Source organism: Prevotella sp. KH2C16, assembly GCF_900113305.1.
Classification (GTDB): Bacteria; Bacteroidota; Bacteroidia; order Bacteroidales; family Bacteroidaceae; genus Prevotella.
This window is the reverse complement of the sequence record NZ_FOOW01000019.1, coordinates 14,624-36,145: the sequence shown is the minus strand read 5'-3', so window position 1 is coordinate 36,145 and position 21,522 is coordinate 14,624. Positions and strand designations below refer to the sequence as shown.

Sequence of the window (21,522 nt, the reverse complement as noted above, 5' to 3'; positions counted from 1 at the left end):
TTACACACCTTACTCTTTCATTTATTCCCACAATCTGATAGGGCTTCTATACATCTTATCATTAGCATAATCAAAATCATATTCATATTTTTGGTATATGAAATCCCCTTTTCTTGTTCCATCTGTCAGAAATGTTTTATAAGGTGTCAGGAGGACTCCCCACAATAAAACTATTCTCATGTATAACAAGAAAGAAACTCCAATCAAAAGCAATGCATACCCAGAAATCCGTTTTTTATCAGTTGCTAAATATGTGAGTGTCGAAATAATTCCCATCATATAATACCAGCTCAAACGACCGCCATTCTCAGAGCGAATAAAGAAGAGCAAGATGGCACAGAAGACCAAGGCCATATTAAGTAACACGATATGTTTCTTTTCATTAGGGATGTCATTATATTTTATGAATATAAAGTACAAGAAAAATGCTGCCTCAAGAAAATACTCTATTCTAAAAGCTCCAGCCGAATCATACTCATTGGCTCTTTCTGCAATAGCGGATTCACCATAAGCTTCAAACAGCATATTGGGGAGAGGAGATATTCCTAAGACAAGTAAGCCTGCCATCACCCACAAAACGGTAGTTTTATTGAATTTGCGGATTGGTACAAAATACATCGGCAAGAAAACTATAGCAGAATTGTGCATCAAGAATGCAATTATCCACACTAGCAGGAATCTCCATAACTTCCGGTCTGTAATATACTGGATTCCCAGCCACGCAATGGTGGCTCCAAGTACCTGTCTTAAATATGTAAAACTAAAGAAGAACCATAGCCCCAGAAAGAGAATTAGAGCAAATGGATAATTTGCCGTATACTTCCTTATAGAGAAAAACAATAGCGTATAGACTATTACCGTAATAATCAAGATGAATATATAACGGTTGGCCGTAATATATGATATCAGCACATTCAATAGACTGTATCCTACCTCTGTACCATAAAAATTAAAGGCATAATTATCTAAATAATTCCCATGCACAGTAGTTACATCTGCGATACTATCAAAGACTTCTCCATAAATATATCGGTCGTATCCCCCCAACATATCAGAGATACCGACTAATAATGCGAGGAAAGTCAGATAGACCGCCAACTGTTGCGCATTTTTGTTAGTTTTCTGCTTTCCACTAACTAATAATACCAGTGGGATCAGAAAGATAATGAGATAGAGCCACATATATTAATTATTTTTTGCAATACCTGTATATTGGAACAACGAGAAGAGTTGCTTAGCTATCAATCTCCTCGAATGCTTCTTCAAGACAACAGAGGTCCCTTCTACTGCAATTTGTTCAAACCGTTGTATATTCGAAGCAACCGCTTTTAGAATATCAACAGCCTCTTCTGCGTTCTTATATTCTATGCACGATTTATTGCTTTCAACTGCAATGTTTTCTAAAGCACCAGGCGTACCAATCTCTAATAGACCATTGGCAATGGCATCGAGAACTTTACCTTTAGTTCCTGTTCCCACACTTATAGGCGTTATTTGTATATCATGCTGTTGCAGTTCTTCTATGTAATTCAGCGCGAATCTTATGTAATTGACCTTATACCCCGTATTCTTCAATTGCTCCACATCATCTTCCCAGCCTTTACCCAAGAAGGTAATTTCGTAATGAGAGACAAGGCTGTTAAAAGAATGTGTATGGCATAGTGCCTGAACAAGATCATCCGTTGCCTCTTTCATGTAAATATCATTTCTTCCCGCAATAAGTATTTTGATCATTGGAGAACGGAATTTTATTTCCTTTGTCTTATATTCATATAAAGGATGTCTAATGAAAAAAGCATCGGCCCTGGGATTTGTATCTCGATAAAACTCTGCATCTGCATTACCTACAAAATGATATTTTACTCCTTGTACAAATGAGTCCTGCTCCATCCGGAGATATTGGTTATAGGCAAAAGAATACTTCCATATTTGAAAAAGACTTTCGGTTGCAAACCGCTTGGAAAGAAGTCGATAGTAATACATCGACTCACAGTCTGGCATTGTAACAACTGTCTGAATTCCTTCAAAGTTCTTAGCAAGACCCGCTATTTCCTCCCCATATATCCAGATTCCATCAGGATTTATACTTTTGATTTTATCAATGGTCTCCCTGTTCAACCTATAATAGGCACATAAAGGATATTTAAAAAAAATACGCAGGAACAACAAATGAAACCTCATCACCCACTTTTGCCATGTCGGCCTTTGAAGCAAATGTATTTTTATCCCAAGTGCCGATTCTGTCTTCTCGATTCCCTCTGCATCTATTTCATTAATATTATAAGAGTAAACCTCGAACTCCAACTGCTTCAACCACGATTCTTCACATTCTCTGCATCCTTTAATCAAATGATAAGGCAACGCCGAAGCCGCCCGTACATTATTATATGTAGGAGTAGAAAGCGTTATTAAACTAATTTTCATACATCAAAGGAGTGTATATGTTAATTGTTTAGCCCCAATCTATAGCGAATAAAATTCTTTAGAATAATACCAAAGGCACATACTTTTAGAGCATAAGAGAAACGAATATGGAGAATACACCACTCTTGAAAGTTTGGATGATAGTTATATTTCTTTATATCACTTTTCAATTGTTGTAGATAAGGATGCTTCCACGAAGTAATTTCATTGGGAGTCCGATAAGCTATAGATGTTAGGCCATTGATTCGACTCCATATAATTTCTTTCATGTAAGATGCTCTTTTCTCTAAGGGTATAGACATACTTCGAGCCATATCAAAAGCCTGTTCATGCTTTAAAGAAGCCTTTTTGGTATGTGACACGCTTGCTGAATTTCTTCTGAAGTTATAAACTTTATGAAAACAGATTCGAGGGGCACGATTAATTTTGAACAATAATCGTATGTTCATAATCATGTCTTCCTCGCCATCAATTTCCCTGGGAAAATCGAAAATGTCATCTGTCAGAATCTTCCTTTTATATAGCTTTCCCCACGGGCTCGGAGGCAATAGTTTCGCAGTTATCATGTTGCGTCTACATTCCTCCAGGCTTAGATTCTTATTGTAATTAGGAACATCAGGAAAACCAATAACAATATCTGTATTTTCGTGGAGAGCATATAATCTTTCCAGAGCATACTCTGGCAAGGAATCATCATTGTCAACAAAAGCAATCCATTCGCCTTTTGCCTCAAAGACACCTCGCCTCCTCGTTGCATTTATTCCTTCATTATTCTTGTGAATAACCCTCACACGCTGGTCTTGGATGGTATAATCATCACAAATTTTCCCTGAAGAATCTTTGCTACCATCATCAATAAGTAGCAATTCTATATCTTTAAATGACTGGGCAAGAATGCTATCAATACATTCGTTCAAATATTTTTCTCCATTATATACCGGCACGACAACCGATATTACAGAATCACTCCTATTTATATCTGTATGTTGTTCCATTTGGTATTTTATTTATCACCCTTTCAACGCATTCTTTGGTATAACATTAGCAATATTTTCAATATCACAAAGAGATCACCATCTTTATGCTATTACCATTTCCAGGGATTACGATGCAAATCGGAATGGTCTTTCCAAGATATTATTCTTGCAGGATTACCTGCCACGACGGCCCCATCTGGTACATCCTTCACCACAACAGCGCCAGCACCTATTGTGACATTATTGCCAATCCTTACATGCTCAACAATGCAGACATTGGGGCCAATGTAAACATTATTACCAATAGTAGCTGCGTTATAATGTTCTGAACCTATATTCACACCCCTATGTATCGTAACATTATTACCAATTTTAGCCGTTACATTTAAGACAATTCCTTGAGGGTGGGGAAGATACAAGCCATACCCAATATTTTGTGGCCAGTTAATATACACACCATACCTCCTTCGATTATTATAATGTCTCCAACGCCCAATTAGCCCCAATACACCTTTAGCCTTAGCCAATCGAAACTAAAAAGAATAGGTAAAGCCAGGAACACGACCAAATAACGCAAAAAGGACAATATGAGCACGACGAAAAACTTCTCTATCGCATTGAGTTTTCGCATTACCTTTTAGCCGGTAGTAATCACTTTCAATATATTTCCAAACGAACTTATTTTGCATAAATTAAAATCAAAAGACGATTATAAACATAGGCTCTTATTTTGTCAATCATTGCGAAAACAACAAACAAAATAATTAAAACAACAATTATCAGTGGCCAGAATATTGTAGGGGGCATCATATTGTATATTGATGAAACAAAATCGAAATATAAAGCTTTAGCATCAAACTGCTGATGCAAAATATATACTGCAAAAGCAGATGATGCGAACCAATTAATAATGCGACTATAAAATTTAAATTTAGTAAATGCTAAAAATAAAAAAACAGAAGACACCATCGTCGTTGGGGAGATATAATTACCACATTTCTGGGCCACAATATCTCGCCCCGCACCTAAATTACCCATTATAAGTAATATCGCGAAAGCTAAAACAACGCCAATAAGAAATATCATGAAATCATTTTTTATTGATAATTGTGTCCATTTGGGGTTATAAACATGAATATATCGGCCAAGAAGATAAAGTCCAATAAAAGCAATAGTATGAAATCCTTTATAAAAGATAAAATCAATTTGAGTGGTGAAATATATAAATGTAGCAAATGCATAATATGCAAATAGAAAAAGCTCAACTTCTTTTTGTGTCTTGTTTTCTATAAAAGCATTGAGAACAGGGGCTAAGACAAAAAGAAGGAGGTAAGCCCACACAAACCAATACATACTAAATATTCCAAATGTGCAATGATATAATCGTTCTAAACAAACCGTAGCATAGCCTGTAGCACAAAGCACACCATAGACAAATAAAGAAAGGAAGATGACCTGAAACAAGAGCTTTAATAAACTTTTACCCTTAAATTTAATTCCCCAATAGCCTGATATTAAAACAAAGATATTCACACAAACTATAGAGATGCTGGAAATCAAGTTTAGTAAAATTCCATCAATACCATTCGTCGTTACATGGTTATTGATTGAGATTGAATGGGTGACATGAAACAACATTACCAGTAACATTGAAATAATTCTCAGCAATTCAATATTAGACTGGCGGGCAGTTTGATTTTTTCTCACTTTTATAATCTATTAAAAATTTCAGTATACAATTTAATTTGCTTCTCTCGAGAATAGGCTTCATTATAATTATTTGCAATTAAAAGAAGTTCTTCCTTACTCTGTGGCATGGAAAGTGTTTCTTCCATCACCTTACTCAATGCTTCTGCATCCATGGGAGGCCCATAATAATGAAGCAACCCCTTAGAGGTATCGGCCAAAGCCTCACAGGTAGAACTCACCACAGGACAACAACACATCGCAGCCTCAATAGGCGTATAACCAAATCCTTCCTTTAAAGATGTAGTAACAAAAAGGTCGGCATGCTTATATAGCCATATCAATTCAGCTTCAGATAAATTTTCCAAATGAATTATCCTTTCGTCTATGCCTGCCGCTTTGATATATCCCATAACATTGCTCGACCAGTAGTCTGTTGTTCTGCCCACTATTATCACCTTTTGCTTGATTTTCTCTTTCAATAAAGCAAAGCCCTTTAAGAATGTCATAACATTTTTATAGGGCATTAAAGTGTTGACAAAAAGAATATAATTTGTATAGTTATACCTAACATCTTCAATTCCTTGTTCGGATATCTCCACACTATTGTATATCACTTCTATTTTCTTTTCATACTTACGGGGGAAAAAACGAAGTATATCTTCTTTAGTATATTTTGATATAGCAACCACCTTGTCAGAATGTGCCAACAACCTATTATAATAATATAAATTGGAAAGATATTGGATAGATAACTTTGGTGCATTGTTGATGGACTTCATGTCGTGAACTACAGTAACCTTCCTAAGTTTAACTTTGACGGAACTGAAAGTTACTAAATCGTTGGGGACAAACAGAATGTCACAATTACTATTTTCAACGACCTTCTTATATAATTTGTTGCGTTGAAAGAACTTCTTGATTCTATTAGAAGACAAGTTCAGTGAATATGGATTATAGACGATGAACTCAAATTGTGGATACCGCTTTTTCATATAAGCCGCAGTCTCCTCTAATACAAGAATTTTATATCTAATCCGTTCTTTTTCATCAATAGAATCCAAATAACGAAATATCCATATCGAAAGACTCTTATATAAGTCTTCCATATGAATGATACTGCCATCAATTAAAATTTTGGTCATTACAGTTAAAGAATGTAAACATCCTACCTTATAAAAGCTTTTACTAAACTATTACAATTTAGCAATCGCACTAATAGGCTTGTTTTCCATGACAAAGTATCACCCTTGATGGGATAAAGCCCTTGTTGCTTCAAGTTATCAAACATCCCCAGCCGAGTATCAACATCCAGATTAAAACTATTTCTCATAAGAGATATTAAAAATCCTACAATTGAAGAATTGGCTCGCCGGATAAAGTTTTCCTTTAATTTAGACGATTGTATTTCTGTAGCAATGTTTCGGATACTCTTAGTTGAATAGATGACACTACTATATTTCCTAATCCGCTTTTTTTTATCATTGTCGGCGGTTGATGATTCGGAATTCATAAAATAATAATAAGCAATATAGTCGGTAAACATCACCCTTTTTGCATAGCTATATGCCCTGGCGTTAAACTCCACATCCTCGCTTAATATTTTAGGAACAAACTTTAGGTTATGTTCTTTTATCATCTGTGTCGAATAAAGAGATGTACAAACCGACCAAAGTTGCAACCCTGCCAGTAAAGCCTCTTCTCCACTCATTACCTTCATCTTCGGTAGGGGTTGAGTGCTCCCGATATTGCTTTGTTTCAATGTTTGATATATCAACCGAAATGAAATTATATCCAAATCTTTATTTTCCATCTGCTCTAATATGGGCCTTATAGTATGCGGTATCAACCAGTCATCACTATCTATAAAAGCCAAATAATCGCCTTTCGCATGTTTCATGCCTAAGTTCCGTGCTACAGACTGACCTTGATTTTCCTGAGTATATAGCTTAATGTTACCATGCACAGATGCAATTTTCTGAGCCACGACATAGCTATTATCTGTTGAACCATCATTCACGAGAATAACCTCAAAATCACATTCTGGTATTCCCTGTTCGTAGATTGAACCAACGCACCGTGACAGGTATTGTTCTGTATTATAAATCGGTATAATATAACTAAGTCTCGGCATAACTCCCTGTATAGTTTTAAGAATTTTTCTTAAACATATCAGCTCCTAAGACAAGTCTTAGCAAGGTCGGGCACTATCATATAATTCATATTTGCTTTCATGGATTAATTTTCAATTGAATCTATCAGCCATGACTGACTTTTATTTCTAAAAGTCTCCAATTTATTGTTAAACTCCTCTATATTATATTGATATTCTGATATATCATATACGACATTCAAATCACGAATAATGTTTTTCATCAAACCGAAATCATTCAACAAAGTATATATGCGTGAAACTTTGCTTTCGTCAGAAATTAAAGTATTAAAACTCTTTCCAAATAGTAAAGAGAAAACAGTCCCATGAAATGAATTCGTTAAAACATAGCTTGCATTTTCAATTAATCCAAGCCATTCTCTTGGTCCAGCATTTGGCTCGAATACTGCCTCAATTCCATTAATCTTACTGCCAATGACAACTAAATCCAAATTATTCTTTTTTGCTATACCAGAAGCAAATCTTAAACTTCCGATATCATTCCCTAACAAATATACTAAAAGATAATTTTTCTTATGGTATGGCTTAGCGATTTCAAGATATTGCTCTTTTGATAATAACATTGTAGGATCAAGAACAACGCTTACATTCTCACTTCCAATTATACCCTCCACAATTTCTTTAGCGCGTGTCTCCCGAACAGATATATGCTTATATTCTGGCAATGTCTCGACATATAAATGCTTGAACTCGGAAGGTATATCATTTAATCCAATACTTGCTGCATAAGATATCTTCTTCTTATCTTTCCCGACAAAAGATAGCAAATAAGGTTCTATATTATGAACAAGGATAGGATTCCAACTTTGATCACTTCCTGTAATATACACATCATATTGTGGTGGATTAGCATAAATCTCATCAACTTGTCGATATAACTTGGAGTATTTAACAAGTCGATTAAACATACCAAAACGATATACTCTCAACGGATGACGAAAATAATCGCATATCAATCCATGGACTATGTTTTTACGTAGACTTTGCTGAGGAGCTTTGTATCTTTCACTCAATCTGAAGCGAAACCGAGTTATCATGCTCAAATCGATAATTTCGACATCATAGCCCCTTGACTTCAAAAATTTCCAAGTGGCATAACTTTGCAAAGCTGCTCCATATGAAACTATCTGCTTCTGTAAGGTAAGAATACCTATTTTTGTGGGACCTTCCATAAGATTTTGTTTATAGCTTTCTTAGCTAAAAAATAATTGAAATGCTGAAATATTACATCAATCAGTACTAATGGTATATATTTCTTACTTTCGGTATTTCCATTGGAACCAATAACATGGTTAAGAACCTGGTCACTTAGGTGACGCACAAGGTAAGGATAGAACCAACGAAAGGGATTATATCTAAAAATATTATTTGGATAGAAATAATCTTTGTTTTTGGGCAAACACTCTTCCCAAGAAGTCTCACGGACAACGATATTTGTCTTGCTTAAAAGAGCTCTTCCTTTGTTTGTGTGAATTACACATAAAGACAAGCCCTTCTTTCTTTCTTCCTGGAACTTTTCTCCACCCCAAAAATCACCAATTGTTATATCGGAACAACGCTGAAGACCTGTTTTGAATTTACAATTATAACATGACCATCGTAATGACTTATTATTGTTGAATGCATTATAGAAATAATTATTATCATCTCTTATCATACTTCCATCTTCTGCAATACAAGTCATAGCATAGCCTATCTTCCATGATTTATCACGAAAACTCTTAATACCAACGATTCTCTTATCATGCATCCCTAAATAACGCCACAAATCGTATCTTGAAGGAACGCCATGGCAAATCAGGTCTATTGTGAATAAATTATTCCAATATTTCTCTGGAATAAAGTTGTATATTGCTGCAACTTGGCATCCCGTACCACTAAAGAGAACTTTCTTTCCAACCTTTAGACATTCTTTTGCTTGGTTGTATATGCTTTGAGTATCACTTTGAATATATTTAGAACTTTGAAGGACTGGTAAATCCTCTATTTCTTGGATTAAGATGTGACGAACATCTAATCCTTCTATTCTAGCTCCAATGACAACTCCGCCCTCTAGAAGAAATGAAGTGGCAATTTGAGCGAATGTGCCTCCAGAGCTAGAGAGTCTACGAATGCCGTCATTATTTGTCCATGTTGCATATGGCACAGATTGAACAGACAATTCTTTTTTACGATGTAATACAGGACAGGCCCTCTCACAACTATGACATTGAATACACCGATTCATGTCTATCTTGGGTTGCCAATGCCCATCTGCCCCCAATGGGAAAGAGATACATTGCTTGGGACAGGCATCTCCGCATGCCATACACCCAGCACAACTATAACTTCCTGGTAATTTGGGATTTTGCTTTTTTGACATAAGCTATAACTATATCTCTTTCTTTATGATTCATGCCGACAAAATAAATAATAATAGAACTACTTATCAATGTAATAATAACTGACATGCATAATCTAGAAAGTCCCTCATTCATAGAAATTAGAATCAATTGAGGAACTATAGGAACTAAGACGGTTGGGATAGAAATTTTAAATACCACCTCCTTGAGGAACTTAGTCATCTTCAGTCCTACAAGCTTCTGTGCATAATATGCTCTACCTATATTTGCCACTATTGATATAAAGATACTTACCACAAACACAATAGTCGGCGTTTGGAATATTTTCAAGCAAATATACGCTATAGGAAATGTCATTAAATTGATAAATGATATTGCTATTTGATAACCTTTTATATTTTCAGCTGCCAGTACTGTTGTCATCAATGGATTGGAAAAACTTTCAAGCACGCAATATATAATTGCTAAACGCCCAAATACTATCAGAAAATTGGGAGTTTCTCCTAGCCATAATTGAACAATATATGAGAGTTCGAAAAAGACAGGAGCTGCAATTAACAATGCCAAATAATAAGAAAATCGTGCACTATAACAAACGAGATTATACATTTCACTAAAATCCTTTGTTGCATAATACTTTACGACTTGAGGTTTGACAGCCGTGTAAAAATTTGCAAAAAACTGAGTAATTGCTCCCGACACCTGAAAAGCAATCCCTCTTGCGGCATTGACTGCTGGCCCATAGAAAATATTGAGTAAAATATTAACTCCTTGATTTGCAATTAGACCGGCAGCCGACCCAAAAATATTCCACCCAGAATAAGAGATAAGCTTGTTGTATCTCTCCTTCTCATAAAACAATCTTATCCTACATTCATTGAAATGCTTATAGCAAAAACTTATATAGCATAACGCAACAATAACAAAAGAAAGAAAAAGAAAGAAACTATATACTATCAAATGATCGTATCCTATATATAAAACTGCATAAGCAAGTATTAACCTAATCGAAACTTCTATTATGCTAATCCATGCAAAGGCATCCATTCGCTCATGTGATATAATACTCGCGGTAAAAGGTGCCCAAAGCAAAGAACAAATGCTTGAGAATATCGTAAACTGATATACATAATTCGCAGCTAAAAGACGATCTGCAGGAATATTGAGTTGAGTATTTACAAACCATAAACCGATTGTTTCTGCTATTATAATAACGATAACTGATAAAGCTATGTAAATATTTAAACATGCCGAAAAGTCCTTATTTAAAGAATTTCCATCTCCATTCCCGATATCAAATGAAAGATAACGTTGTGTAGCAGCAGATACAGAACTATTGAAAATACCCAAAAAAGCGATAACGCCACCAATAACATTGTATATGCCGTAGTCCACTACGCCGAGAGCCTTCAAGATGATTCTCGTCGTGTACAAAGTCACCAATGTCACGAGAATCATCCTAACATAGAGCAGTATCGTATTCTTTGCTATTCGCTTGTTATTTGCAGCTATATCTGGCATAATTTTTAACTACGAAACATTTGACATGACTTATAAACCTTTTGAAACAGGTTTTATTAAAAATACTAAGGAAATGGAAAAACCTTATCTTACTATCATTTCTGATTCTCTGATACGCTCATTGTGAGACGGTTAATTTCAGCTCTCCACAAATTAAAAGCAGACCGAATATGCACAACTCACCCTCCCCTTAGCAAGTAGCAAAGAGGCTGGAGAGTAATTAACGCCTCCACTTTTGAGCAAGTCCACTACAATCATAGGGAAAGGCTAACAGCTATGAAACCAAGTTTTTTTCTTTATCAAAGGCCCGTTGTTTTTCCCTAACCTTGCTCGCAGAGCTTATCTAATTATCCATTTTATTTTTACAAAATTGTGAGTTACAGCGACTCCCCCCTCTCAGAAATCACAAAAAATGTCTTTTTTCCTGTAATTGAGCAAGCTCGCCTTTCACTCTGTTTATTTATAAACGATGCAAAGATAGAGAAAAAAAACTACATACAGAAGAAAAAGCTAAAGTTTTTTGGCAACACTTAACATTGCTTACCATACCGCAAAGGATTCTGTGCAAACACGAAAAGAACAAATAATGACCAAGAAGCTCGGAAACACAAAGCCGCTCCTTGTGCCTCTCCCCTTATTCGGGCACTTATCACAAGCAGAAACAAAGGGATTCTTGCTAAGACTTAATCCTCGTAGAGATAGAACATCCTATCCATTTTATGCCACTTCTCATCAGAGGTGCTGCCTTCAGGACAAACCTGAAAGCGGCCTACGAAGTCTTCCCACTCCTGCTGGCGGGGAAGACCGGCCAGCTTGGTCATGGCGGTATTCCAGTCGAAATCAAGAGGAGTCTCCACTATCATCACTTCTGTATTGCCATAGATATACAGTTCCATCTCGAGAATGCCGACGGCCTTGATGCCTGCCTTAATCTCCGGCCAGAAACCTTCCTTGGAATGGGCGTAGCGATACTGGCGAATCAACTCCGGCTCATTCTTCAGAGTCAATATCTGGACATAGCGCTTGACGGGCCGTCCGAATTCCTTAACCTTGTATCCTTGCATGATTTTCCTATATTATATATTGTATAAAAATGCTGAAGAAGCACTTACTCCCTACTCCTATTCCCATAAGCCCTGACGGCACTTTCTATAACGGGTGCCATATCGTAATACCTGTATTCGGCCAGGCGGCCACCAAAGATAACATTCGGTTCCGCTGCTGCCTCGGCACGATATTTCGCAGCAAGTTCATTATTGCGGGTGTCGTTCACGGGATAATACGGCTCCATGCCCGGCTGCCACTCCGTGCTATACTCCCTGCTGATGATGGTCTTGGGAACATCGTAGACCGTCTGTCCGAACATTTCAAAATGCTTGTGTTCGATGACACGGGTGTAAGGCACTTCTGCCTCCGTATAGTTGACAACCGCATTCCCCTGATAGTTGGGCATGTAGAGCACCTCGTTTTCAAAGCGTACGGTGCGGTAGTTCAATCGCCCAAACTTGAAATCGAAGAACTCATCAATGGGACCGGTATAGACTAATGTGTCGGAAGCCTCCCTAAATCCCTCCCGTAGAGGGACTTTCTCTGCCAGCCAAAGTGCTAATTGCAGTTTTCGAACGACCGCTTCGGGAGATGATATAACCTCCTCGTTCTTAATTCTGAAAATAGTGAATCCATATGACTTCAACTCTACAGAACGCAGATAATCATTCTTTTCTTGCTCGTCTTCACTATGATATCCACCATCGATTTCTACAATAAGTTTTTTCTCCAGACATGCAAAATCAACGATATAATTTCCTATGACATGCTGCCGGCGAAACTTGACACCCAACTCCTTTCCACTAACCAGTTCCCAGAACGCGGATTCTGCTTCAGTTGGATTCTTGCGCATTTCTTTTGCCCTTGCCTCAAGCATCTCATAAGCTATAGGATCTGACAGTTCCCGATACCCGCCATTGTCTAAACTATATTCATGTTTTGGCGGATTTATTGGCACATCAATTCCTGTAAGAACATCTATGCAACCAGAATTGAACTCAGAAGGAATATCCCGAGAGACGGTATTGCAATGTGGGACTGCTTCAGTTTCTCCCCTACGGGGGGAGTTAGAGGGGGCTCTTAACAACCCCTCTATTAACTTATTATACCCTCCTATCGGGATGCCCTGATAGGTGTCGTTGAAATAATTGTTGTCGAAGACCAGGCGAACGGGAAGCCGCTTGATGATGAACGGCGGGAGTTCGGTGCACTTCCGCCCCCACTGCTTCTCAGTATAGCCCTTGATAAGGCGTTCGTAAATATCCTTGCCGATAAGCACTTGTGCCTGTTCTTCGAGGTTGCGGGGCTCAGAGATGCCGTCGGCTTTCATCTTGGCAATGGCCTCCGATTTTTGCTCTTCTATTTTGGCATGTGCCTCCTCAGGCGTGGTTACACCCCACATCTGATAGAAAGTGTTCATATTGAAAGGCAGGTTATAGAGCTTGCCCTTGTAATTGGCCACGGGAGAATTGGTATAGCGGTTGAACTCTACGATGGAATTCACGAAATCCCAGGTTTTCTTATTGCTCGTATGGAAGATATGGGCACCATACTTATGCATGTTGATGCCTTCCACCTGCTCGCAGTAGACATTGCCGCCCATGTGCGGACGCTTGTCTATGACGAGGCACCTCTTGCCGTCTTTGCACGCCAGATGAGCAAAGGTCGCGCCGAAGAGGCCGGAACCTACTATCAGATAATCGTAATGTTCCATTATTTTCGTTCCTTTATCCAGATGTATATATGGCAAAGATAGTAAAATAAACCGAACTTGCAAAGAAAAGCAATAAAAGTTTCCGTTTCCATATTTTAGATGAATTAAGCAAAGGCCGAGCCCCTTCTGTTCTTTTGGCACGCTTTTTGCAATCTTTCTGGCAGAATTCAAAACTAAACATATAAACATGAAACAAGGCAACATCGGGGTTACGACGGAGAATATCTTCCCCGTGATTAAAAAGTTTCTCTATTCCGATCATGAAATTTTCCTGCGCGAAATGGTGTCTAACGCCATAGACGCAACCCAAAAGTTGAAGACGCTTGCCACGCAAGGCGACTTCAAGGGTGAATTAGGCGACCTGACGGTTCGCATAAGTCTGGACAAGGACAAAGGAACCCTGACCATCAGCGACCGCGGCATCGGCATGACGGCTGACGAGGTGGAAAAGTATATCAATCAGATTGCCTTCTCTGGAGTCAACGATTTCCTTGACAAATACAAGGACAAGGCCAACGCTATCATCGGACATTTCGGACTGGGATTCTACTCGGCCTTCATGGTCAGCAAGAAGGTGGAAATCATTACCAAGAGCTATCAGGACGGCGCGCAGGCCGTAAAGTGGAGCTGCGACGGCAGTCCTTCGTTTACATTGGAGGACGCAGAAAAGGAAGACCGGGGTTCTGACATCATCCTCTACATTGACGACGACTGCAAGGAATTCCTGGAGAAAGCCCGCATAGAGACCCTGCTGCAGAAGTATTGCAAGTTCCTCCCCGTGCCCGTAGCGTTCGGAAAGAAGACCGAGTGGAAAGACGGAAAACAGGTTGACACCGACGAGGACAATATTATAAATAATGTGGAACCGCTGTGGGTAAAGGCTCCGAACTCACTGAAGGACGAAGACTATACCAAGTTCTATCACACGCTGTTCCCCATGAACGACGACCCTCTGTTCTGGATTCACCTGAATGTGGACTATCCGTTCAACCTGACGGGAATACTCTATTTCCCCCGCATCAAGAGCAACATTGAACTGCAGCGCAACAAGATTCAGCTCTACTGCAACCAGGTGTTCGTTACAGACCAGGTGGACGGTATCGTACCGGAATTCCTCACCTTGCTGCATGGTGTCATCGACTCACCCGACATCCCGCTGAATGTCAGCCGCAGCTACCTGCAGAGCGACGCAAATGTGAAGAAGATATCGACCTATATCACCAAGAAAGTAGCCGACCGACTGCAGAATATATTCAAGGAAGACCGCAAAAACTACGAGGAGAAATGGGACGACCTGAAGATTTTCATCAACTACGGAATGCTCTCCCAGGAAGACTTCTATGACCGTGCCAAGGACTTCGCCCTGCTCAAGGACATCGACGGAAAGTTCTTTACCTTCGAGGAATACAAGAACCTCATCAAGGATAATCAGACCGACAAGAACGGGGAACTGGTCTATCTCTACGCCAACAACAAGGAAGAGCAATACAGCTACATCGAGGCAGCCAAGAGCAAAGGCTACAGCGTGCTCCTGTTGGACGGTGAGCTCGACACCCCGGTGGTCTCCATGCTCGAACAGAAATTTGAGAAAAGCCGCTTCACGCGGGTGGATTCCGACATCATCGACCGGCTTATCATCAAGGAGGACATGAAGAAGACGGAACTCAGCAGCGAGCAAAGTGCCAATTTGTCAGAGGTATTCCAGTCTCAGATGCCAAAAATTGAGAAAGTGCAGTTCATGATGGAGGTGCAGTCGCTGGGCGAAAACGGCCAGCCCATACTGCTCACCCAAAGTGAGTATATGCGGCGCATGAAAGACATCAGCCGCTTCCAGCAGGGCATGGCATTCTATCAGCAGATGCCCGACAGCTATGCCGCCGTATTGAACGCTGACCATCCGCTTGTCAAGAAGGTGCTCGAAGACACGGAGAAAGCTACTGCTGACGCGCTGAAGCCTATAGAGAGCGAACTGAAAGGACAGGAAGCCCGGCTGGCTGCCCTGCACCAGAGCCAAAACGGCAAGAAGCCGGAAGAGCTTACCCAGGAAGAGAAAGACGACTTGAAGAATACCGAGCAGGCCATCGCCGACCAGAAGAAAAAGAAAAACGAACTTCTCGCGGAATATGCCAAGGGCAATAAAGTGATACACCAGCTCATAGACCTTGCCCTCCTCCAGAATGGAATGCTGAAAGGGGCTGCCCTCGACGAATTCCTCAAGAGAAGCGTGGATATGATTCGATAATAGCAGGCCGGAAAGCCGCTGAATGAACAGGGCCTCTCTCCTACGGATGTTTCCGAGGGTGAGAGGCCTTGTCGTCTATATATGCTTTGGGCTCTTTGCCTTTCCTCCGATTTCTTTCCGCAGGATTACAAGCGGTGTGTAACCCTGTTACAAGCCGTGTGTAATGATGTTACAAGCTGCTTGTAACATCATCATCAGCGGCATGAAGCTGCACTCCGAAAACCTTTTTCATAAAAGCAAGACATTCCCGGGAAACAAAAAAAGCTTCACAAGCAAGAGTCCCGAGCCCGTCAGGAAGAGAAAGATGGTAAATAACGTGAGTTCGGTGAATTCAGAAAAAAGCCTCAGAAATAAATCTGAAGCTCTTGTGGTGACTCCGGCGGGATTCAAACCCACAACCTCTTGATCCGTAGTCAAGTGCTCTATTCAGTTGAGCTACGGAGCCAGTCCGTATGTTTCTGCTATCGTAAAGAAGTGACTCCGGCGGGATTCAAACCCACAACCTCTTGATCCGTAGTCAAGTGCTCTATTCAGTTGAGCTACGGAGCCGTCCTTTCGAATAGCGAATGCAAAGGTACGCACTTTTTTCGTAACCAACAAATTTTTATTTGTTTTTTTGGTTCACCTTTCGAATATAGCAAGCCTTACTCTCCTTTTTATCAAATCGCACTACCGGCCATATCGTTAAAAACGCTACAAGTTTAGGAGAATACCGAAATTGAAGATGCCTTGCATGCCATAGCCAAGTTCCGCAAAGCCACGCATACGCTCACCACCCACTTCGACGCCTACTGCAGAAAGCTGATAAGACAACTTCATATTTTTCTCATGTATTTCTGGAAATGATTGCGTGTTGCAAGTTACATCGAGTTTATAGTATCGTGCTCCCAGCCCTGCTTTGGAATAAAGCCGGAAATGATTATGGCCATACCATGTGTATTTCACTACGGGCATTGCAAAATAGTAGCGGCTTCTCATATTTACTATAGTATTTGGATAAGCCTCATAAGAAACTCCTCCTGCTTCATGTATGGAGGAATGTGGATGGTTAGCGTCATGCCTTTCCTCCCATGGTACATGTGCAGCCTCCCGGCTAATCCCAAATCCGACAGATGCTCCTACAGCCCAACGCTTGCTGAGATGATAGAAATACTCCAGCCAAGCAACCCAAGCAGGACCTTCCAGACCCCAGTCGGCATCACCCGTTCCTTCTTCCAGATTATAGTCGCAGACATATTTATGCTGCACGGAATTCAAATGCTGTTCCTCTCCTGCTCCGAACCCGACCCTTATTTCATGGCGGGATTCCTGGCCGAGAGCCGTCAGGGAACAGAACACGAAAGCCCCGGTGATGAGTGTGCGATACTGTTTTTTTCTCATAGAAGATTTTATCCTCATAGAAGGGTTATAGAACTTTCCTCTCACTTATTGAACAGGATTATGCCTATGAATCAATCCGGCTTCCTCCAATAAGGGCACCACATTTTCGGCATTGCTGCGTTTCTTCTTACCGACGCTCATATATTTTTCCAAGAGGTCTGGTTTGTCTGCCATGAGCTCTTTCATTTTCTTGTCATCAATTATCAGGGCCTTATTCTGTCCCGGCGTAATGATATAGCAGACATTCTCATTCATGATGGCAGAGGAGGAAGCTGCGACGGCCAAAGACCCCAAAAGCCCGAACATACCACCAACTGTCTGTCGCGAGGCGATCTCACTCACATTGAAATAAATCATGATGAACCTGCTGTCAACCATCGGCAAAGCACGGGCATATCCATTCCCAAACTTGGTACCGCGGTCTTTGTAGAACCGAGTATTCAGTAACAGAGTGTCAGCATACATAATGGCAAAAGTCTCTTTCTTCAACTGGGTCTTGACGGCTTTGTCTTCTGAGTCGAACTTGAAATCCTTCCCGCCCCACCAAAACTGCCGACTACGGCTCTTGGTCTTGACCTCCACAGGGCCTACCGTTTTCCAGTTATTGGCAATGAAATCCTCATAGGTAGCACAGCTTTCTACATTCGTAGTTTGGTTGCTTACAATAGTATCATTCGTGGTACTCATGTCATCTTGCGCGAATACTGGATATGAGCCCAAGACTGACAGCAGCAAAACCAATAAACCTAAAGTCTTTCTTTTCTTCATCGAATCATTCTTTAAATGTTATTATTTTTCCCTGTAATCATTGGCAAGCTACGAAACGAAATCTCCTATGCCAAGGTGGAGTTTGAAGCCGTCGCACCGGGCAGGCTTCCCAACAGAGTCTCCAACTGGCTTACAGCGGATTCCATATCAATCGCAAAAGCAGAATGAAGCTTCATAAAGTCGGGATTGCCTTTGGATATAATGGCATAAAGCTCCGGATTCATGTCGTCGACATACTGGCCTATGGCATATTCTATATCGTCTTTCTGCCACTCCATGGCGGAGTGGCGAAAGACATTCCATTTCTGATGGAAGAAGCTGTAGGCGGACTCTATGCTATCTCGTGAAATCATAAGCCTACTTGCGGCGAATCCAGCTAAAGGCCTTCTTTACAAGACCCGTGATGCCTTTCTTCCGTGGTTGAGCAGTCTGGGGCTGTTGGCGAACCTCGCCTTCTGCCTGTTGCCTCTGTACACTACGGTTATTATGACGCTGCTTATTGGGCCGCTTACGGTTCCGAGACTGCCGTTGCATGTCATTAGGGCGATTGTTCTGCTGGCCTTCGGAAGCTGATAGATCTACCCTGTTCTGCCGATTACGGGTACCAGGCCGTGCTTGAGCCTGCCCTGAATTCCGACGACGGCGATTTGCGGAATTCTTTTGTCCGCCATTGGTGTTATCTTGAACGCTCTTCTCAGCAGCCTCCTGCGGCTCCTGCCGTGCTTCCTGACTGCCGGAGGGGGTTGGCTTACGCCTGTGAGCTGTCTGATTGCGATCATTGCGACGGCGAGCCTTGGCCTTCTGCCCACCTCTGCTATAAGACGGTTGCTCACCTAAATCCTGCGGCAACTCGTTCTTATGGACCTCCTTGCCCAAGAAACGCTCTATGTCTTTAAAATAAGACATGTCCTCGGCACTAACGAGAGTGATGGCCACTCCGTCTTTATCAGCACGAGCCGTACGCCCGATTCTATGCACATAGTCTTCGGCATCACGGGGCACATCATAGTTGATGACCATGGCAATGTCATCGATATCGATACCGCGCGCAACAATATCAGTAGCGACAAGCACATCCAGCTGCCCACTTTTGAAACGGAACATCATATCATCACGCTCACTCTGGGTGAGGTCGGAATGCATTTCTCCCGAATTAATCTTCATCTTCACGAGCTGACGATTCACCTCTTTCACCTTGGTCTTCTTGCCACAGAAAACGATGACGCGCTTCAAGTCGCTATCCTTGAAGAGATGACGGATAATTCCCAGCTTCTGGGGCTCATAACAGAGATAGGCACTCTGCTGGATTTTCTCCGCAGGCTTGCTTACCGCTAACTTCACCATTGACGGATTCTTGAGCAAGGTCTTTGCCAATTCTTCTATCTTAGTCGGCATCGTTGCAGAGAACATGATCGTCTGACAGCTCTTGGGCAAATGCTTGGCTATTGTCATAATATCCTCCGAAAAACCCATGTCGAGCATGCGGTCGGCCTCGTCAAGCACAAAGAAGGAAACCTTAGAAAGATCCAGATTTCCCAGTTGCAAATGAGAGATAAGGCGTCCTGGAGTGGCTATGATTACATCCGCCCCCAATCGCATGCTCTTCAACTCCTGGTCGTAACGGTTCCCGTCATTACCTCCATAGACGGCCACACTGCTCACTCCCTGCAAATAATAGCCAAATCCTTGCATGGCCTGATCTATCTGCTGTGCAAGTTCACGCGTCGGCGACATGACAACGCAGTTAACGGCATCCTTGGGATAGCCCCCGTCATCAAGTCTTGACAAAATGGGCAGCAGATAAGCAGCTGTCTTACCCGTTCCCGTTTGGGCAACGCCCAAAACATCTTTACCACTCAGGATTTCTGGAATACACTTTTCCTGTACTGGAGTGCATTCGTCAAAATGCATCGCATACAACGCATCCAGTATGTTATCATTCAAATCTAATTCTTCAAATTTCATATTCATTGTTTTAATTTGGTGCCTGCCGGTAGCAGAAATACGCGACAATGGCAAATAATATATTAGGTACCCACGCTGCCAACATGGGAGGGAAGCCTGCATTAATGGCAAAAGTTGCCGAAACGGTCTGCAGCATAATGTATGTAAAACTCAGAACCAGACCTATGCCCAGATACAACCCCATGCCTCCCTTTCGCTTCCGCGAGGACAGAGAAAATCCGATAATCGTCAGTATAAACGAGGCAAACGAAGAGGCTATCCGCTTATGATACTCCACCTGATATTGGACAACATTACTGGAGCCGCGGTCTATTTGCTTAGAAATATAGTCATGCAACTCTGGAGATGTAAAAGTTTCCTGCTGCCCTTTTGAGTAGACAAGGTCTGTAGGCTCCATCTGAATCAGGGTGTCCATACGAGCACCACTCGTAATATGCTCCTTCAATCCCTTTAGCTGGCGAATCTTCCATTGCCGGGCATTCCAGTGATACTTGGAATCAGAGATGGTGTCATACTGTATCTCCATCGCCGTCATATGACTTACCAGTTTCTTATTTTCAAACTTGTCAAGAGAGAATCCATAACCCTTCTTCAGGTTGTTATCGTAGTGCTGGATATATGCGATGACACCCTGCCCCACTTGCAACTGCACATTTTCTGCAGAGGTGCTCTTTTGCTTGTTACGATAGAGCGCCTCGAAATTCTGCCGCACAACGGTCCCGTGCGGAATAACATAAGCACTTAAATAATACGACATTATCGCAATGAGTACGCATGATATCATATAAGGACGCATAAGGCGCTTGAAGGAGACACCTGCAGCCAACATGGCTATTATCTCAGAATTTCCTGCCAGCTTTGATGTAAAGAAGATTACGGCAATAAAGACAAACAGCGCACTGAACAGATTGGAGAAATAAGGGATGAAGTTCAGGTAATAGTCGAATACAATGGCTCGCAGAGGAGCATGATACGAAGTGAACTTGGACAGATTCTCGTTGACATCAAAGACCACCGCCAACGAAATAATCAGCGCAATGGAGAAGATATAAGTGCCTATAAACTTCTTGATGATATACCAATCAAGCCGCTTGATATATTTGAATGGATTCAGCACTTTCAAGAATCCCAATTGAGATGCAATGACCATGAAAAATCTCCGTAACCATCCTGTATGGTCATAAAGCCAATGCGCAAGACTATGTAGCCAAGCAGGATGTCTGTCCAGCCATCTTAGCACCCGATAGCGCTGATAGTGTCTTCGCAATTCCTTGTATTCCATA

General features: G+C 40.9%; 17 protein-coding genes, 2 tRNA genes and 2 pseudogenes. 1 reads left to right on the top strand and 20 read right to left on the bottom strand.

Features of this window, described 5'->3' with window-relative positions:
• Nucleotides 1-21 precede the first annotated feature (21 nt).
• The 13 genes and pseudogenes from BM114_RS10930 to BM114_RS14645 all read right to left on the bottom strand — a co-directional run.
• Nucleotides 22-1,182 carry an EpsG family protein gene (locus BM114_RS10930; RefSeq protein ID WP_092113382.1) on the bottom strand — a complete coding sequence of 387 codons (1,161 nt, stop codon included), beginning with the start codon at nt 1,180-1,182 and terminating at the stop codon, nt 22-24.
• A gap of 3 nt (nt 1,183-1,185) precedes the next feature.
• Nucleotides 1,186-2,424 carry a glycosyltransferase gene (locus tag BM114_RS10925; protein WP_092113380.1) on the bottom strand — a complete coding sequence of 413 codons (1,239 nt, stop codon included), beginning with the start codon at nt 2,422-2,424 and terminating at the stop codon, nt 1,186-1,188.
• Nucleotides 2,425-2,444: 20 nt separating this feature from the next.
• A complete protein-coding gene (locus BM114_RS10920; protein WP_092113379.1) occupies nt 2,445-3,419 on the bottom strand; it encodes a glycosyltransferase family 2 protein in 975 nt (324 codons plus the stop codon).
• 92 nt (nt 3,420-3,511) lie between these two features.
• Nucleotides 3,512-3,928 carry a serine O-acetyltransferase gene (locus tag BM114_RS10915; protein ID WP_255406494.1) on the bottom strand — a complete coding sequence of 139 codons (417 nt, stop codon included), beginning with the start codon at nt 3,926-3,928 and terminating at the stop codon, nt 3,512-3,514.
• 151 nt (nt 3,929-4,079) lie between these two features.
• Nucleotides 4,080-5,108 carry an acyltransferase gene (locus BM114_RS10910; protein ID WP_143089315.1) on the bottom strand — a complete coding sequence of 343 codons (1,029 nt, stop codon included), beginning with the start codon at nt 5,106-5,108 and terminating at the stop codon, nt 4,080-4,082.
• A gap of 2 nt (nt 5,109-5,110) precedes the next feature.
• Nucleotides 5,111-6,232 carry a glycosyltransferase gene (locus BM114_RS10905; RefSeq protein ID WP_092113375.1) on the bottom strand — a complete coding sequence of 374 codons (1,122 nt, stop codon included), beginning with the start codon at nt 6,230-6,232 and terminating at the stop codon, nt 5,111-5,113.
• 23 nt (nt 6,233-6,255) lie between these two features.
• Entirely contained in the window at nt 6,256-7,221 is a 966-nt protein-coding gene (locus BM114_RS10900) for a glycosyltransferase (protein WP_092113373.1), read from the bottom strand.
• Nucleotides 7,222-7,325: 104 nt separating this feature from the next.
• Nucleotides 7,326-8,432: a polysaccharide pyruvyl transferase family protein gene (locus tag BM114_RS10895; protein ID WP_092113371.1), complete on the bottom strand. Its 1,107-nt coding sequence runs from the start codon at nt 8,430-8,432 to the stop codon at nt 7,326-7,328.
• Complete coding sequence (locus BM114_RS10890; protein ID WP_092113369.1) at nt 8,411-9,622, bottom strand: Coenzyme F420 hydrogenase/dehydrogenase, beta subunit C-terminal domain; 1,212 nt, start codon at nt 9,620-9,622, stop codon at nt 8,411-8,413. The genes BM114_RS10895 and BM114_RS10890 overlap by 22 nt, the downstream gene beginning before the upstream one ends.
• Entirely contained in the window at nt 9,582-11,123 is a 1,542-nt protein-coding gene (locus BM114_RS10885) for an oligosaccharide flippase family protein (protein ID WP_092113367.1), read from the bottom strand. Before BM114_RS10885 ends, BM114_RS10890 begins: the two co-directional genes overlap by 41 nt.
• A gap of 683 nt (nt 11,124-11,806) precedes the next feature.
• Complete coding sequence (locus BM114_RS10880) at nt 11,807-12,187, bottom strand: L-rhamnose mutarotase (RefSeq protein ID WP_092113365.1); 381 nt, start codon at nt 12,185-12,187, stop codon at nt 11,807-11,809.
• Nucleotides 12,188-12,231: 44 nt separating this feature from the next.
• Nucleotides 12,232-13,032, bottom strand: a pseudogene (locus BM114_RS14750) (UDP-galactopyranose mutase); the annotation flags it as partial.
• A gap of 219 nt (nt 13,033-13,251) precedes the next feature.
• Nucleotides 13,252-13,884 (bottom strand): annotated as a pseudogene (locus tag BM114_RS14645) (UDP-galactopyranose mutase); the annotation flags it as partial.
• 187 nt (nt 13,885-14,071) lie between these two features.
• Here BM114_RS14645 and htpG point away from each other — a divergent pair.
• Nucleotides 14,072-16,126: a molecular chaperone HtpG gene (gene htpG / locus BM114_RS10870; RefSeq protein WP_092113363.1), complete on the top strand. Its 2,055-nt coding sequence runs from the start codon at nt 14,072-14,074 to the stop codon at nt 16,124-16,126.
• 368 nt (nt 16,127-16,494) lie between these two features.
• Here htpG and BM114_RS10860 read toward each other — a convergent pair.
• From BM114_RS10860 to BM114_RS10830, 7 genes are all read right to left on the bottom strand, one after another.
• Nucleotides 16,495-16,571: transfer RNA gene (locus BM114_RS10860), tRNA-Arg, on the bottom strand.
• 30 nt (nt 16,572-16,601) lie between these two features.
• Nucleotides 16,602-16,675, bottom strand: a tRNA-Arg gene (locus BM114_RS10855).
• 144 nt (nt 16,676-16,819) lie between these two features.
• Nucleotides 16,820-17,506, bottom strand: coding sequence for a hypothetical protein (locus BM114_RS10850; RefSeq protein WP_092113359.1), 687 nt, complete (start codon nt 17,504-17,506; stop codon nt 16,820-16,822).
• Between the two features lie 45 nt (nt 17,507-17,551).
• On the bottom strand, nt 17,552-18,274 hold the full coding sequence (locus BM114_RS10845; RefSeq protein WP_143089314.1) for a DUF6563 family protein: 723 nt from the start codon (nt 18,272-18,274) through the stop codon (nt 17,552-17,554).
• Nucleotides 18,275-18,339: 65 nt separating this feature from the next.
• Nucleotides 18,340-18,627, bottom strand: coding sequence for a hypothetical protein (locus tag BM114_RS10840; protein WP_092113355.1), 288 nt, complete (start codon nt 18,625-18,627; stop codon nt 18,340-18,342).
• Between the two features lie 4 nt (nt 18,628-18,631).
• Nucleotides 18,632-20,239 (bottom strand): DEAD/DEAH box helicase, encoded by a 1,608-nt coding sequence (locus BM114_RS10835; RefSeq protein ID WP_092113414.1) that lies wholly within the window; start codon nt 20,237-20,239, stop codon nt 18,632-18,634.
• Nucleotides 20,240-20,249: 10 nt separating this feature from the next.
• Complete coding sequence (locus BM114_RS10830; protein WP_092113353.1) at nt 20,250-21,521, bottom strand: LptF/LptG family permease; 1,272 nt, start codon at nt 21,519-21,521, stop codon at nt 20,250-20,252.
• Between the last annotated feature and the right edge of the window lies 1 nt (nt 21,522).